This window comes from Nocardia sp. NPDC057227, assembly GCF_042669725.1.
GTDB lineage: Bacteria > Actinomycetota > Actinomycetes > Mycobacteriales > Mycobacteriaceae > Nocardia > Nocardia asteroides_A.
Window position 1 is genome coordinate 183,728 of record NZ_JBHUXA010000004.1, and the last position, 15,427, is coordinate 199,154.

13 protein-coding genes are annotated in these 15,427 nt (G+C 70.6%); 6 read left to right on the plus strand and 7 right to left on the minus strand.

Annotation, left to right across the window (positions count from 1 at the left end):
- Positions 1-239 precede the first annotated feature (239 nt).
- The 3 genes from ACFUJ1_RS08750 (at position 240) to ACFUJ1_RS08760 (ending at position 4,451) form a co-directional block, all read left to right on the plus strand.
- The gene (locus tag ACFUJ1_RS08750) at positions 240-2,846 is read left to right on the plus strand and encodes a hypothetical protein (RefSeq protein WP_378644064.1); all 2,607 of its coding nucleotides are present in this window, start codon (positions 240-242) and stop codon (positions 2,844-2,846) included.
- Between the two features lie 34 nt (positions 2,847-2,880).
- The gene (locus ACFUJ1_RS08755) at positions 2,881-3,387 is read left to right on the plus strand and encodes a hypothetical protein (protein ID WP_378644066.1); all 507 of its coding nucleotides are present in this window, start codon (positions 2,881-2,883) and stop codon (positions 3,385-3,387) included.
- Positions 3,388-3,500: 113 nt separating this feature from the next.
- The gene (locus tag ACFUJ1_RS08760) at positions 3,501-4,451 is read left to right on the plus strand and encodes an adenylate/guanylate cyclase domain-containing protein (RefSeq protein WP_378644317.1); all 951 of its coding nucleotides are present in this window, start codon (positions 3,501-3,503) and stop codon (positions 4,449-4,451) included.
- Here ACFUJ1_RS08760 and ACFUJ1_RS08765 read toward each other — a convergent pair.
- Entirely contained in the window at positions 4,442-4,930 is a 489-nt protein-coding gene (locus ACFUJ1_RS08765) for a nitroreductase family deazaflavin-dependent oxidoreductase (RefSeq protein WP_378644067.1), read from the minus strand. The two genes, ACFUJ1_RS08760 and ACFUJ1_RS08765, sit on opposite strands and share 10 nt — an antisense overlap.
- A 75-nt stretch (positions 4,931-5,005) precedes the next feature.
- On the opposite strand from ACFUJ1_RS08765, the gene ACFUJ1_RS08770 reads away from it, so the two are divergent.
- The 3 genes from ACFUJ1_RS08770 (at position 5,006) to ACFUJ1_RS08780 (ending at position 7,834) form a co-directional block, all read left to right on the plus strand.
- Positions 5,006-5,653 carry a TetR/AcrR family transcriptional regulator gene (locus tag ACFUJ1_RS08770; RefSeq protein ID WP_378644069.1) on the plus strand — a complete coding sequence of 216 codons (648 nt, stop codon included), beginning with the start codon at positions 5,006-5,008 and terminating at the stop codon, positions 5,651-5,653.
- A gap of 100 nt (positions 5,654-5,753) precedes the next feature.
- The gene (locus ACFUJ1_RS08775; protein WP_378644070.1) at positions 5,754-6,584 is read left to right on the plus strand and encodes an alpha/beta fold hydrolase; all 831 of its coding nucleotides are present in this window, start codon (positions 5,754-5,756) and stop codon (positions 6,582-6,584) included.
- 68 nt (positions 6,585-6,652) lie between these two features.
- Positions 6,653-7,834 carry a SpoIIE family protein phosphatase gene (locus ACFUJ1_RS08780; protein WP_378644319.1) on the plus strand — a complete coding sequence of 394 codons (1,182 nt, stop codon included), beginning with the start codon at positions 6,653-6,655 and terminating at the stop codon, positions 7,832-7,834.
- Here the strand turns inward: ACFUJ1_RS08780 and ACFUJ1_RS08785 are convergent.
- The 6 genes from ACFUJ1_RS08785 to ACFUJ1_RS08810 all read right to left on the minus strand — a co-directional run bounded on the left by ACFUJ1_RS08785 (position 7,813) and on the right by ACFUJ1_RS08810 (position 15,423).
- Complete coding sequence (locus tag ACFUJ1_RS08785; protein WP_378644072.1) at positions 7,813-8,796, minus strand: alpha/beta hydrolase; 984 nt, start codon at positions 8,794-8,796, stop codon at positions 7,813-7,815. The two genes, ACFUJ1_RS08780 and ACFUJ1_RS08785, sit on opposite strands and share 22 nt — an antisense overlap.
- A gap of 109 nt (positions 8,797-8,905) precedes the next feature.
- Positions 8,906-10,222, minus strand: coding sequence for an NtaA/DmoA family FMN-dependent monooxygenase (locus ACFUJ1_RS08790; RefSeq protein WP_378644073.1), 1,317 nt, complete (start codon positions 10,220-10,222; stop codon positions 8,906-8,908).
- A 23-nt stretch (positions 10,223-10,245) separates the two neighbouring features.
- On the minus strand, positions 10,246-11,877 hold the full coding sequence (locus tag ACFUJ1_RS08795) for a dipeptide ABC transporter ATP-binding protein (protein ID WP_378644075.1): 1,632 nt from the start codon (positions 11,875-11,877) through the stop codon (positions 10,246-10,248).
- Positions 11,874-12,764 (minus strand): ABC transporter permease, encoded by an 891-nt coding sequence (locus ACFUJ1_RS08800; protein WP_378644076.1) that lies wholly within the window; start codon positions 12,762-12,764, stop codon positions 11,874-11,876. The genes ACFUJ1_RS08795 and ACFUJ1_RS08800 overlap by 4 nt, the downstream gene beginning before the upstream one ends.
- Entirely contained in the window at positions 12,761-13,747 is a 987-nt protein-coding gene (locus ACFUJ1_RS08805; RefSeq protein ID WP_378644078.1) for an ABC transporter permease, read from the minus strand. Before ACFUJ1_RS08805 ends, ACFUJ1_RS08800 begins: the two co-directional genes overlap by 4 nt.
- Before the next feature lie 5 nt (positions 13,748-13,752).
- Positions 13,753-15,423: an ABC transporter substrate-binding protein gene (locus ACFUJ1_RS08810; protein ID WP_378644079.1), complete on the minus strand. Its 1,671-nt coding sequence runs from the start codon at positions 15,421-15,423 to the stop codon at positions 13,753-13,755.
- Positions 15,424-15,427 lie beyond the last annotated feature (4 nt).

The following is a 15,427-nucleotide window of genomic DNA, read 5'->3' on the forward strand; positions in this document are numbered from 1 at the left end:
CTTCTGTGATGCTGAATTCAGCGCCACACCTGTGCGCGCTTCGCCTCATTCGCCCTCGGCTCTCCGACGTGGCGCCTCCGCTTTCCTCGCAGCCTTCCGCTGTGCGCTCCGGCCGACCGGTGCGGCGATGAGACGACCCGATGCCGTCCTCGATCCTCGGATCCAGGGCGGCATCGGCCATTTCCGGCCGCCCGCGCTCGTGCGGTGACGCGGCCCCAGGAATGCCGAGGTGACCTCCCATGCCTGCCGAGAAGGACAAAGCCAAACAGCGAACCGGAAAGGCCGATGCCGCGGGCGGCGGTACACCGGCATCGACACCGGCTCTCACCGATGAGCAGCGGCGGAAATACGAAATGCTGGGAATGCTGCCGAGCACCACACCACCACCCGCCCCGGCGACGTCCGGAATGGGAATACTCGATGTCCTCGCGATGTCCGAGAACGGCCCGCCGGGCAGCGACGAGATGATGACCCTCCCCAGCGGGACCACCATTCAGAACGACCCGGTGCCGCTGGGCAACGGCCTCGTCGGCGTCGAGTCCACGATGACCGTGCCAGGCCACGCACCCGTCACATCCGCACCGTCGCTGGGGATCTCACCGCGAGAAACTGCCGGTTTCTACTCCACGAACCCGTTCTACACACCGCAGCAGCGCGACCGCGACCTGGCGCTCACCACGGGCAGCCTGATGGGCCCGCACACCCCCGCCGACCGGGCAGCGGCCGCCGCCCGGCTCAACGCGCACTGGGATCAATCCGCGGCGCCGAGACACCCCAGCGGCGCCCTGCTCATGCCGGGCCCCGGCTACAGCTCCACCGAGCTGGTACGCGATCTACAGTGGGCGACCACCACCGGACCGCTGGACACGCTCGGTGAGCAACGCCGCGCCGACGCCGAAAACCGGTTGTGGCGCCTCGGGGCCTACACCAGGCAGGAGCAAGAGTCGGATCAGCTCACTGCACAGCTCGGCAACTACACGCTGAATCATCCGCGCTATCGCGAGGAATTGCGCAAACTGCTGCTCGACGGAGTTTCCCGCGACGACGCCGACACCATACTGGCCGATCGGGCAGCGGCGGCACAGCGCCGCCTGCAGCAGGCCGACATCCCCGTCATGTACCCCGACGAGGTCGAGCCGCTCCGAAACAACCAGTTCCTCAATCCGGTCGACCCCGACAACCCGCTCGTGGCGGTGCCGGACGGTCCGCCCCCTCCGATCAACTCGGTGACCGAACCGGAATTCCGCGCCTGGATAGGTGGGCTGACCGGTCTCGGCGATCTCAGCGAAGGCATCGAGACGGGCAATTACGGCCAGGCCGCTTTCGGAGCCGGAATGACTCTCCTGACTTTTACCCCAGGGGCAGTACTACGCCCACTGGGCAAAGGATTCGGCTGGCTCGGCCGCAAGATCATGGGCGAAACCGAACAGGGTGTAGCCACACAGCTCGGAATGGCGGGGCGCACTGGCGCAACGCCCGGCCCCGGCCCCGCCCGCACCCCGGGCGAGAACGGCCCTGGCCCCGCCCGTCCCCACACCCCGAGCGAGAACAGCCCCGGAGCGAGCCGCCCGGCGACCACCGACGTTGCTCCGCCGGATCTCTCCGGACCACCGCAGCTCAGCCCTGCCAAGGTGCAGTTTCGGGCCGAGGGCGAGCGGGTCCTCGGCGAGATGAAGGTCGGCGCCACCGACGAGACCGTGGCAGACGCGGTCTTCGGAGCTCGTCCCCCTGGCGATCCCGGCCGCGGACGGGCGACCGAGGTGATCGGCGGGGGTACCCAGTTCGGCAAGGCCGGGCGGCGAGCCGGCTTGCCGGAAACAGGTATCGAGTGGGCACTCGCGCAGGGCGGACGCAACAATCCCGCGCGCTTCACGAACTCTTTCGAATACTACAAGGTTCAATACGACATTTACCGTAAAACCGCCGAACTGCCGCCGGGTGTCTCCGCGGAACAGATGTTCGTCAACGAAAACATCGTCGACAAGATGCTCGCCAGAGACCTGGATCTCGTCCGCAACAGTGGCCGCGGCTCGGTCGACCTCGGCCCGAATGCCTCGGACGCGGAGATCACGCAGGCCCTGCGAAACGCGGAACGGCTGGGCTTCGGCGACGAAATGTCCGCGGCCTACCACCCGTACAAGCATTGGAAAGAGGATCCGGAACTCGCCGCACTCGGGCAGGCCGAGGTAAGCGCCTATCATGACAGTGCGGCGCGGACGGTCCGGGATGGAACGCTGGTGAAGGTGCACCTGGACGAGAGCACCGGATATCGCAAGTTCACTTACCACCGCGTCGTCGACGACGGAGACGGAAGGTCGACGATCACCGAGGTCATCGTCGGCGTCGATACGTCGGGGCAGGCTTCGATCCTCACGTACGGTGCCCCCAAGAGTGTCAGGCTTGGCCCGGACACGGCCATGCCGCCGGAGTGGACATTCGACGAGGCACCCGCGGCGGGTCGGCCGCCGGTAGCACCGGGCGCCGTCGATTCGGAGGTCCCGCCCGCGAATCGCGCCCCCGGCCAGGACTACAACTGGGCGCCGTGGCACCTACCCATCCTTCCGCTGCTCCACGAATTCAGCCCTGGCAATGAGGCGGACGGAGACAGCATCGCGGCGCCATCGATGCAGCTGACCAGCGATCTCGGACATCACTTGGGCCAGATCGCAGCGTTCCTCCGGCCTCCCATCACTCGTCTTCACGACCAAGCGGCCCTGCCGGGTCGCGGCGACTTCGGCAGAGACGAGTCGATCACGTTCAACCTCACGGTGTCCCCGCCCATCCGTCAGCACCGAGCGGCCGCCGAGGAACGACGTTTCCTGACCTACTCGGCCCACATACGCTGAGATCATCCCCCACCCCCGAAGGAGAGCATCGCAAGTGAAAGACATTTCGAACGAGCAGCAGATGAATCGCGCGGTCACAGACCTCGAAAGGTCCGCCGCCGTGAACAGCTCGTCGGGAGAGTACTGGATTCTGAACCGCGATCGGCTCTTCGAAGAAGCTATGCACAGCGTTTACCGCGTGACGCTCGAACACCGCGACCTCTCTGCCGAGGATTGGGCGGATTTCCGCGCGACCGTGTCGACCCTGGTAGCCGGAGGTGGAACGGCATGGGACAACTTCGTCGACACAGCGGCGGAGAAAATACTGCACTGCGCGTCGGACGAGTGGTACAGCTGGGTCACCGCCTGCGAGTACCGGTCGACGGTCCAGTTCCTGCTCGACGAATTCGATGCGTTCGAGTCACTCGCACCCCACCTGCGAGAACTGCTCGATGACGCGGAGGAGAGTTTCCGAACCTACGGGCCATTGCTCGTCCCCCCCGGGCCAGAGGTACCGCGGGGCATCCCGGCCGAACATTGGTGGTGGTTCATCCAGGCGTGATCCTGCCATGGGCCGCGCCCGGGGTGGAACCGGCACGCTCCCAAACCATCCGACCTCACCGTAAGGTGGTCGGGGTGGTATCGACCGAGGTCTCCGAGCTGGTGCGCTCGATCATGGAGTCGTATCTGCTCGGTGCCGAGCGCCGCTTCACCAGGGCGGAGGTGGCCGAGCAGGCGGGGGTGACGCCGGAGACGTCGCGCAAGCTCTGGAGCGCGCTCGGCTTCCCGGCGGGCTCGGCCGACGATGTCGAGTACACCGGGCTGGACGTGGCGGCGGTCCGGCTGTTCCGCGATCTCACGGTGTTCCAGTCGGCCGATCCGCGGGTGGTGGCGGCCTCGGCGCGCACGCTCGGGCAGAGCATGGCCCGGCTCACCGAGTGGCAGGCCGACCTGGTCGCCACCGAGATCATGGCCAGGGCCGCGCGCGCCGATGGCGAGTCGGCCGAATCCCTGCGCGAGGCAACCGAATTCACCCTCGACGCCTTCGAGGAGCTACAGCGCTACACCTGGCGCAGGCACCTCGCCGCCGCGGTCACCCGCTCACTGGACGGCAGTACCGGCGCGGACCACATCCGGACGCTGGCAGTCGGTTTCGCCGACATGGTCGGCTACACCCGGCTCACCCGGCACCTGCACCCGGACGAATTGTCGACGCTGCTGGAGGCTTTCGAGTCCACCACCGCGGCGGCGGTCACCGACAACGGCGGCTGGGTGATCAAGAACGTCGGCGACGAGGTGATGTTCGCGGCGGAGACGGTGCTGGAGGCGGCGCGGATCGCGGTGGCGCTGCAGGACTCGACCATGATGGTCGGCGGCACCCCGGACCTGCGGGTCGCCATCGCCTACGGGCCGGTGCTGCAGCGCTTCGGCGATCTCTACGGCTCCACGGTGAACGCCGCCGCCCGGCTCACCGGCGTCGCCCGCCCCGGCACCACCCTGATCGACGACGCCGCGGCCGCGGAGCTGGTCGGCGAGCCCGAGTTCAGCACGCAGAACCTGCGCAGCGTGCGGGTGCGCGATTTCGATCGGCTGCGCCCGCACGTGCTGCAATCGACTCAGCCGTGAACCGGCGCCACCCGGTGCACCCGCAGGCACTGCCGCACCCCGAACACCCCGAGCATCACCCGCGCGCCGCGCGGTAGCAGCGCGCGCACCTCGGCGGTCTCGACCAGCTCCGGCCGGTCCACCGCGATCCGCTCGCCGCGGACGCCGACGGTCGCCGAGCCCGCCGCGAACACGTTGCGCATCCAGTCGGCGGTGGTGCCGTAGGGCAGCGCGATCACGAAGGCGGCACCGGCGGGCACCACATCCACCGGGGTCGTGTACTCGCGCCCGGACTTGCGGCCGACGTGCACGATCACCGCGGTGTGCGAGGTCTCGCTGCCCGCGGTGCCGATGACCCTGCGGTTGGTGACCCGCTTGTTGAGCTGCCGCACCGCCCGCACCACCGGCGGAATCTGCCAGCGCAGCCCGGCCCACAGCACCGCGAGCAACAGCAGCACCACCGCCACCAGCGCGAGCACGACGACGAGCACGACCTTCATGGTTCCTCCAGCCTCGGACTTACATCGTAAGTATCGTAGGCTTACGCTGTAAGTACCGTCAATCCCGAGGTGTCGATGCCCCCCCGCACGCCGCTCACCCGCGAGCACGTCCTGCGCGCCGCCGTCGCCTTCGCCGACGAGCACGGCATCGATTCGCTGACCATGCGCCGGCTCGGCACCCTGGTCGGGGTGGAGGCCATGTCGCTCTACAACCATGTGCGCGGCAAGGGCGACCTGCTGGACGGGATGGTCGACCTGGTCTTCGCCGAGATCGAACTGCCCGGCGCCGACGCGGAGTGGCGGGACGCCATGCGCGCGCGGGCCCGATCGGCGCGATCGGCGCTGGCCAGGCACCGCTGGGCGGTCGGGCTGATGGAGTCGAGGGCGGCGCCGGGGCGGGCGACGCTGCGGCACCACGACGCGGTCATCGGCTGCCTGCGCCGCGCCGGTTTCTCGCTGGAGCTGACCGCGCACGCGTATTCGGTCCTGGACAGCTACGTCTACGGCTTCGCGCTGCAGGAGGCGGCGCTGCCGTTCGACGGCCCGGAGGAGACCGCCGACGTGGCGAATCGGATCATGGACACCCTGCCGACAGGGGACTATCCGTATTTCGCCGAGCTCGCCGAGCACCACGTGCTGCGCGCGGGGTACGACCACGGCGCCGAATTCGACTACGGCCTCGAGCTCATCCTGGACGGTTTGCGAAGCCGCGCGACGCCCTGAACGAACACACGCATGATCGAAAACGCTTGTTGGCGAATGATTTCCCCGGAGTTGCTCCGGTGTCGGTGGTTGCCGCTGCCCGGTCTGTCAGGATGGACGGATGAACGTGGTTGCGAGGAACCGGGTAGCGGTTTCCGGGCGCACCGGCGCCCCGGTGGTGGTGCTGGCGCACGGCTTCGGCTGCGACCAGAACATGTGGCGGCTGGTGGCCCCGCTGCTCGAACCCGACTTCACCGTGGTGCAGTTCGACCACGTCGGCGCGGGCGGCTCCGACCTCTCCGCGTGGAGCGCCGAGCGCTACGGCGAGATGCGCTCCTACGCCGAGGACGTCGTCGAGGTGTGCCACGGGATCGGCCTCGGCCCGGTGATCTTCGTCGGGCACTCGGTGGCCGCGACCATGGGGGTGCTCGCCGCCGCCGAGGCGCCGGAGCTGTTCGCCGGGCTGGTGCTGCTCGCGCCGAGCCCGTGCTTCCTCGACGACCCGGCCACCGGCTACCGCGGCGGTTTCAGCGCCGCCGACATCGACGAGCTGCTGGAGTCGCTCGACGCCAACTACCTGGGCTGGTCCGGCGCGGCCGCCCCGATGATCATGGGCAACCCGGACCGGCCGGAGCTCGCCGCCGAGCTGGAGAACCAGTTCTGCCGCACCGACCCCGCGATCGCCGGTGTCTTCGCCCGGGTCACCTTCCTCTCCGACAACCGCGGCGATCTGGCCGCGGTCCGGGTGCCGACGCTGGTGGCGCAGTGCTCGAACGACGCCATCGCCCCACCCGAGGTGGGCGAGTTCGTGCACGCCGAGATCGCGGGCAGCACGCTGGTCACGCTGAACGCGACCGGGCACTGCCCGCAGCTCGCCGCGCCGGAGGAGACCGCCGCGGCGATCCGCGCCTTCGTCACCCGGCTGGACGCTCCGGGGGGCGGGCCGTCGTGATCGGTGCCGCCGGGGAGTTCGGCGCCCGCGACACGCGGGGTGCCGCGGACGCGGCGGAGTTCTCCGCACTGCTGGAGGACAGCACCGACGACCTCTATGAGAACGCGCCGTGCGGCTACCTCTCGACGCTGCTGGACGGCCAGATCGCCAAGGTCAACACCACCCTGCTCGATTGGCTCGGCTACCCGCGCGGGGAGCTGGTCGGGCGGCGGTACTTCAACGACCTGCTGACCGTCGGCGGGCGGCTCTACCACGAGACCCACTTCGCGCCGCTGCTCCGGATGCAGGGCGAGGTCAAGGGGATCGCGCTGGAGCTGCGCACCGCCGCAGGCGAGCGGCTCCCGGTGCTGGTCAGCTCGGTGGTGAAGTCGGGGGCGGACGGGCAGCCGCAGCTCATCCGGACCACCGTCTTCGACGCGCGGGACCGCCGCGCCTACGAGGCCGAGCTGCTGCGCGCCCGGCGCGAGGCCGAGCGGGAGCGCGAGCGGCTGCAGCGGGTCAACACCATCCTGCAGCGCACCCTGCTGCCACCCGCGCTGGAGGCGGTGCCCGGCCTCGACGTGGCCGCGCACTACCACATCGCCTCGCTCGACGAGGTCGGCGGCGACTTCTACGACCTGTTCCCGCAGGGGCCGGGGCGCTGGGGTTTCTTCCTCGGCGACGTCTGCGGCAAGGGCGCGGGCGCGGCGGCGCTCACCTCCCGGGTGCGGTACACGCTGCGCGGAGCGGCGGTGCACGACCCGGAGCCGGATTCGGTGCTCAGCAGGCTGAACCGGGTCATGCTCGACTCGCACCACCCGGACGACCCGCGCTTCTGCACCGTGCTCTACGGCCAGCTCACGCTCGGCCGGGACGCCGCGCACATCGCCCTGGCCGGCGGCGGGCACCCGGCCGCGCTGCTGCTGCGCGCCGACGGCAGCGCCGAATTCCTGCCCACCGCGGGCGGTCAGCTCATCGGGGTGCTGCCGGAGGCCGACATCACCACCGTCAGCACCATGCTGCGCCCCGGCGACACGCTGCTGCTCTACTCCGACGGGCTGATCGAGGCGCGCACCGGCCCCGCCGACGTCTACGGCGAGCAGGCCCTGCTCGCCTTCGTCCGCGACCTGGCCCCGGTCACCGCCACCGAACTCGTCGCCGCGCTCCGCGCCCTGCTCGCCGAGCTCGGCGGCGGCGTCATCGACGACACCGCCCTCCTCGCCCTGCACCTGCTCCCCGCCGAGGTGGGTCAGTTCGTGCCGATGGATTGAGCCAGGAAGGGCCAGCTGGTGCGGAGGTCGTCCTCCCAGTAACCCCAGGAGTGGGTGCCGGTGGGGCGGTCGTCGAGGGTGACCGGGATGTTCAGTTCCTGCAGCCGGTTGGTGAGGTTGATCGTGCAGTAGCGGATGGCGGCTTCGATGGGGCCGCCGAAGGCGAGCTGGACCGGGAGCGGGATGCGGCCGTCCTGGACGCGCGGGTCGGCGGCGTTGTCGTGCGGGCCGGGGAGGCCGCTGCCGGTGCTGAGGTAGACGGCGGTGCCGCGCAGCCCCTCGGCGTTGAGCAGCGGGTCGTTGGCGCGCCAGAGCGGGTCGGAGGCGGGGCCCCACATGTTCTCGACGCTCTGCCCGCCGCCCCAGTTCTCCACCGTGATCCGGACGAATTCGTGGCCGACCGGGTCGGAGGTCTGGGCGCAGCCGCTGTAGGAGGCGACGCTGTTCCAGAAGCCGGGCTTGGCGATGGCGAGGTTCAGCACCGAGGTGCCGCTCATGGAGACCCCGGCGAGCGCGCGGTTGCCGTCGGCGTTCAGGTACGCCTCGATGACCGGAGGGAGCTCCTCGTTGAGGAAGGTCTGCCACCTGTTGTAGCCGAGGGCGGCGTCCGCGCGGATCCAGTCGGTGTAGTAGGAGTTGGCGCCGCCGTAGGGCGTGACCACGTTGACGTCGCGGTCGCGGAGGAAGCCGACGGCGTCGGTCTGCGCGTCCCAGCCGCTGCCGTTCGGGCCGCCGCCGGAGCCGTTGAGCAGGTACAGCGTCGGCCGCGGGGTGCTCGCGGCGGCGCGGATGACCTGCACGGTGATCGGCCGGTTCATGGCGGGCGAGAAGACCTGCACGTTCTGCTGCCGGTCGTTCACCTGCTCGGCCCCGACGACGCGCGCGCCGGGGGCGGCGGTGGCGCCGCCCGCGGTGCCCATCAGCCCGGCGGCGCCGAGCGCGCCCGCCAGGGCGAGGCGCATGAGCGCCGTTCGTGCCGATCGCGGTGACATCACGATGAAGGTCCCCTCTCGTTCGCTGCGAATTCGCGAGGGGGATTCGGCTGGCCCGGTGCGGCGGCTGGGTCCGGATTCAGCCCGCGGGCACCGCGCTGGTCGCGCGCAGCTCGTCGCGGAAGGTGGCGGCGGTGTAGTCGCGGTGGAAGACGCCGCGGCGCTGCAGCTCGGGCACGACGTGGTCGACGAAGAGCTCGAGGCCGTGCGGCAGGATCGGCGGCTGGATGCTGAAGCCGTCGACGGCGCCGCCGTCGAACCACTCCACGATGGAGTCCGCGACCTGCTCCGGCGTGCCGACCAGCACCTGGTGGCCGCGGCTGGTGCCGAACTCCTTCTGCAGTTTGCGCAGGGTGTTCTCGCCGCCGGCGATGAGCTCGCGCAGCTTGTGGTAGCGACCCTGCTGGCCCTGGAAGCCGGATTCGGGCAGCTCCGGGATGACCTCGTCCCAGCCGTGGCCGCTCAGGTCGAGGCCGGTGAAGATCTCGATCTGCTTGGCGACCTGCTCGGGTAGCACCAGCTCCTCGAGTTCGGCGTGCAGCTGCCGCGCCTCGGCCTCGGTGGAGCCGAGGAAGGGCCAGAGCCCGGGCAGCACCCGGATGTCGCCGGGGGCCCGCCCGGCCTGCTCGGCGGCGGCGCGCAGTTGCGCGCGGAACGAGTGCGCCTCGGTGAAGCTGCGCTGCACGGTGAAGACCACCTCGGCGTACTTCCCGGCGAAGGTGATCCCGGCGGGCGAGCGCCCGGCCTGCACCAGCACCGGAGTGCCCTGCGGGGAGCGCGGCAGGTCGAGCGCGCCGCCGAAGTCGAAGCGGCCGAAGCGGGCGGGGGCGTCGGCGACCAGGGCGGGGTCGAGGTAGCGGCCGGTGGCGCGGTCGCGCAGGACGGCATCCGGCGCCCAGCTGTTCAGCAGGTGCAGCGTGCCGTCGACGAAGTCGGCGGCGTCCCGGTAGCGGTCGTCGTGCTCGAGCAGCGTCTCCAGCCCGAAGTTCCGCGCCTCCCGGTCGGCGGTGGAGGTGACGACGTTCCAGCCGAACCGGCCCGCGCTCACGTGGTCCAGGGTGTTGATCAGCCGGGCCAGGTGGTAGGGCGGGTAGAAGGCGGTGGAGACGGTCGCGACCAGCCCGATGTGCTCGGTCTGCCCGGCGATCGCGGCCAGGGTGATCAGCGGCTCGAGGTTGCTGATGCCGTTCAGCTCGAGGTTCGGCGAGAAGCTCAGGGTGTCGGCGAGGAAGAAGGACTGGAACTTGCCGCGCTCGGCGATCCGCGCCAGCTCGAGGTAGTGCGCGGGGGTCAGCTCGGCGGGGGTGTCGGGGGCGGCGGGGTGCCGCCAGGAGGCCGCGTGGTGCCCGGCGCCCATGACGAAGGCGCTGAGGATGAGCCCGGATCGGTGTGTCATCGGTTCCGCTTTCGTGGGTGGGGTCAGGCGATGGCGGGGACGGCGGCGAGCAGTTCGCGGGTGTAGTCGTGCTGTGGCTCGTCGAAGACCGCGGTCACCTCGCCCTGCTCGACGATCCGGCCGTCCTTCATCACCAGCAGCCGGTCCGAGATCTGGTGCACGACACCGAGATCGTGGGTGACGAAGAGGATCGTGGTGCTGTGCTCGGCGCGCAGCTCCTGCAGCAGGTCGAGGATCTGCGCCTGCACCGAGACGTCGAGCGCGGAGACCGGCTCGTCGCAGAGCACCACGCGCGGGGTCGGGGCCAGCGCCCTGGCGATGGCGACCCGCTGGCGCTGCCCGCCGGAGAGTTCGGCGGGGTGCCGGTCGAGCAGGTCGCGGGAGAGGTGCACCCAGTCGAGCACCTCGCGCACCCGGCGCAGGCGCGCGGCCTTCTCCGGGAGCCCGCGCAGCAGCGCCTCGGCGATGATCTGCTCGACGGTGTAGCGCGGGTCGAAGGAGCTGAGCGTGTCCTGCGGCACCAGCTGCACCTGCTCCCGGCGCGGCCTGCGCTCGGCCTCGCGCAGCGTGCTCCACGGCTTGCCGTCCAGCCGGATCTCCCCGGACTCCGGGGTCACCAGCCCGAGAATCGCCTTCACCGTCGTGGATTTGCCGGAGCCGGATTCGCCGACGATGCCGAGGGTCTCGCCGCGCCGCACGGCGAAGCTGGCGTCGTCCACCGCGGTGAGCCTGCCCGGCCCCGGCTTGCCGTAGGCGACGGTCAGGTGCGATACCTCGAGCGCGACCAGGTCCGGGTCGACGGTGTGCGCCGGGGCCGGGATCCGCTCGATGCCGGTGGCCGCCGCATCGCGGTAGGAGCCGAGGGTGAAGCCGCGCGACTCCCGGCTCGGCACCGCCGCGAGCAGCGTCCGGGTGTAGGGGTGCCGCGGTTCGCGCAGCACCTCGGCGGTGGGGCCGTGCTCGACCACCTCACCCTCGCGCAGGACCAGCACCCGGTCGGCCAGCCCGGCGACGACCGCCAGGTCGTGGCTGACCAGGAAGAGCCCGGCGCCGTCGGCGAGCCGCTTGCGCAGCACCCCGAGCACCTGCCGCTGCACGGTGACGTCGAGCGCGGTGGTCGGCTCGTCGGCAACGATCACCTTCGCGTCGGCGGCGATGGCCGAGGCGATGAGCGCGCGCTGCCGCTGCCCGCCGGAGAGCTGGTGCGCGTACTGGTCCAGTCGCTCCTCGGCGCGCGCGATCCCCACCGACTCCAGCAGCCCGCGCACGGTGCCGCGCCTGCTCCCCCTGGTCCCGAGCCGGTGCGCGGCGAGCGACTCGCCGACCTCGTGCGCGATCGTGCGCAACGGATCCAGGCTGACCAGCGCGTCCTGCAGCACCAGCCCGACCTCGCGGCCCCTGACCCGCTGCCACGCCTTCGCGTCGAAGCCGAGCACGTCCGCGCCGCCGATCCGGAAGCGGTCCGCGGTCACCCGCGAGCCCGGCCCGACCAGCCCGACCAGGCTGCGCGCGGTCAGGCTCTTGCCCGACCCCGACTCCCCCACCAGCGCCACGCACTCCCCGGCGGCCAGGGTGAAGCTCGTCCCGGTGTGCACGATCGGCTTCCCGCCGAAGCCGATCCGCAGGTTCTCCACCTCGAGCAACGGCTCGCTCACCGCAGCCTCCGTTCGTAGCGGGCCTGGGCGTAGCGGCCGAGCACCACGAAGGAGGCGACGGTCAGCACCAGCGCCAGGCCGGGAAAGACGCTGGCCCACCAGGCGACCCGCAGAATGTCCCTGGATTCGGCGAGCATGATGCCCCACTCGGGCGTGGGTGGCTGCGGCCCCATCTTGAGGAAGCTGAGCCCGGAGACCGCCAGGATCGATGCGCCCAGGTCCATCGCCGCGACCAGCCCGATCGAGCCGATCACGTTGGGAAAGACGTGCCGGACGATATTGCGCACCCGGCCGTGCCCGAAGGTCACCGCGTTCACGACATAGTCCGAGCGGCTCACCTGCAGGGTGCGGGCCCGGATGATACGGCCGAACTTGGGCACCCCGGCCAGCCCGATGGCGAGCGCGATGCCGGTCGGCCCGCGCCCCCACAGCACCGCGATCAGCAGCGCGAGCAGCACGCCGGGAAACGCCGAGAGCAGGTCGAAGAAGCGGCCGGTGACCTCGGTGACGATCCGCGGCGCCAGCCCGGCGATCAGCCCGAGCACCGCGCCGAGCACGACCCCGATCACCAGCGCGGCCACCGCGATCCCGAGCGACCAGCGCGCGCCGTACAGGATCCTGGACCAGATGTCGCGGCCCAGCTGGTCGCTGCCGAACAGGAAACCGTCGCCGGGCGCGCGCAGCGCCGACGCGGGCGCGGTCGCGGTGGGGTCGGCGGCGCCGAGCAGGCCGGGGGCGACGATCGCCACCAGCACCAGCGCCAGGTAGAGCAGGGCGAGCAGCACCGGGAGCGGCGGCCTGCGCCACCGGCGGCGCGCGGGCCCGGCGCCGGGCGCGGCGGCCGGGACGGCTTCCGCCGCAGGCTCCTTCGTGGTCCGGACGGTCATCGGGCCGCCTTCAATCTCGGGTCGATGAGGGCGTAGGAGATGTCGACGATGGTGGAGACCAGCACGTAGATGGCGGCGACGATGAGCACGATGGCCAGCACCACCGGCACGTCCTTGCTCAGCACCGCCTGCAGCGCGATGGTGCCGAGCCCCGGCCTGCCGAAGACCGTCTCGGTGATCACCGCGCCGCCGAGCAGGTGCGCCACCAGCCACCCGGCCAGCGTGACGGCCGGGACCAGCCCGTGCCGCAGCGCGTGCCGCAGCCGCAGCCGGGTCGGGCTGATGCCGCGGGCGAGCGCGGTCACCGCGAACGGCTGCTCCAGCGCCCGCTCCATGGCGTCCCGCAGCACCGGCGCGAGCAGCCCGAAGGTGGGCAGCGCGAGGGTGATCGCGGGCAGCACCAGCGCGGAGAGGCCCTTCGCGCCGGAGACCGGGAAGAACTTCAGGTTGAACGAGAAGGCGAGCAGGAGCAGCAGCCCGAACCAGAACACCGGCACCGAGTTCGCCACGATCTCCAGCGCGGAGCAGAGCGAGCGCACGAACCGGTTCCGCCCCGAGGTGAACACCGACACCGCGATCGCGCCGACCACGGCGAGCAGCCCGGCGGCCAGCGCCAGCTCGATGGTCGAGCCGATCTGGGCGAGGATCAGGTCGGTGACGTCCTGCCGTTTGACGTACGAGCGGCCCAGGTCGCCCTGCAGCAGCCGCCCCAGGTACTGGAAGTACTGCTCGTACAGCGGTTTGTCGAGCCCCCAGTCCGCGCGGATGGTCTCGCGCAGCCCGGGGTAGTCGACGTCCCCGGCCATGATGTCCTCGATCCGGCCCGGGATGAACTGCAGCGCGACGAAGGTCGCGGTGAACGCGGCCCAGAGCACGACCACCGCGCCGACCAACCGGCCGATGATCGTGCTGCGCAGCGCGCTGTTCCCGCGCCGCGCCCGCCCCTCGTCGGCGGCTGGCCGGACCGCGAGCGAATCCACCACGGGACTCAGCCGATCCAGACGTCGTGGAAGCTGCCGACCGTCAGCGAGTCCGGCTCGAAGCCGATGTTGTGCACCCGCGCCGAGGTCGCGATCTGGAAGGCGCCGGAGGAGAGCGGAACGAAGAGCGCGTCGTCGAGGACGATCCGGCGCTGCACCTGGTGCACCAGGTCGATGCGCTGCTGTTCGTCCAGGCTGCCGACCGCGCGCAGCGCCAGGTCGTTGATGGCGGTTACCTCGGCGGGCTTGGGCTGGGCGTACTTGTAGAGCCAGTCGTTGATGTAGTTGGTGACGTTGTTGGCGAGGTCGGCGCCGGTCCAGATGTTCGGGTAGATGCCGTAGTTGCCGCTGTAGAGCCGCGAGTAGAAGGTGCCGGAGTCGGGGGTGTTGAGCACCAGCTCCAGCCCGATGTTCTTCTTCAGCTCGGCCTGGATGGACTGGATCAGGATGTCGCGCTGGTCGCGCACCGCCTCGGCGATGTACTCGACGTTGACCGTGAGCCGCCTACCGTCCTTGGTGCGGTAGCCGTTGCCGTCCCTCGCGGTCCAGCCCGCGTCGTCGAGGAGCTTGTTGGAGGCGTCGATCTTGTTGCCCCACTTGTTCTCCAGGCTCGGGTCGTAGTACGGGCTGTCCGCGCCCGCCCAGCTCCAGTTCCGCCGGACGTGGCCCTGGTAGAGGCTCTGCACCACCGCGTTCACGTCGAAGCCGTCGCGCAGGGCGGTGCGCACCCGCACGTCGTCGGTCGGGAACTGGCCGGCGTTGAGGTTGAAGCCGAACGAGGTGCTGGTGTCGTAGCCGACGAGGTACTCGAAGTCCGCGGAGTCCTGGAAGAGCGGGACGTCGTAGGACTGCACGCTGTCGATCACGTCCACCTGGTCGGACTGCAGCGCGCCGGTACGCGCGGAGGTCTCCGGCAGGAAGGTGAAGACCACCTGGTCGAGGTAGGCGGGGCCCTGGTGACCGGCCGATTCCGGCGCCCAGTTGTAGCCCTGGTTCTTCGCCAGCGTGACGTCCTGGCCCGGGTTGTACTGCTGAATCGTGAAGGGACCGGTGCCGATCAGGTTCGCGGTGTCCTTGCAGAGCTTGTCCTTGAGCGGCAGCTTGGACGGCGCGATGAACCCGGCGCGCACGCTGGAGACCGAGCGCAGCAGCCCCGAATCCACCTTGCGCAGCTTCAGCTCCACGGTGTCGGTGTCCACGACGTTCACCTGCTGGATGCTGCCGAGCACCTTGGCGGCGTTGGTGGCGTTGGCCGGGTCGAGGATGAAGTCGTAGTTGGCCTTCACGGCGGCGGCGTCGAACACCTCACCGTTGCTGAAGCCGACGCCCGAGCGCAGGTCGAAGGTGTAGGTGAGCTTGTCGTCGGAGATGCGGTAGCCGGTGGCCAGCCAGGGCGCGAAGGTGCCGTCCGGCTTCCAGTAGAGCAGCGAGTCGAGGACGTTCCTGGCGACCGTGTAGTTCATGATCGTGCCGGTGTAGTGCGGGTCGAAGCACGGCGGGTCGATCGAGAGCCCGAAGCGCGCGGTGCCACCGTTCACCGGGGTGCCGTCGCCGCCCGCGGCGTCACCGCCCGATGAGCAGCCGGCCAGGGCCAGCGTCAGCGCCGCGAGCGCGGCGGCGCCGGCTCGGCGCCAGGTGCGGAAGGGTCGAGCACCCGATGGGGCGGCACGTCGGGGCATCGGT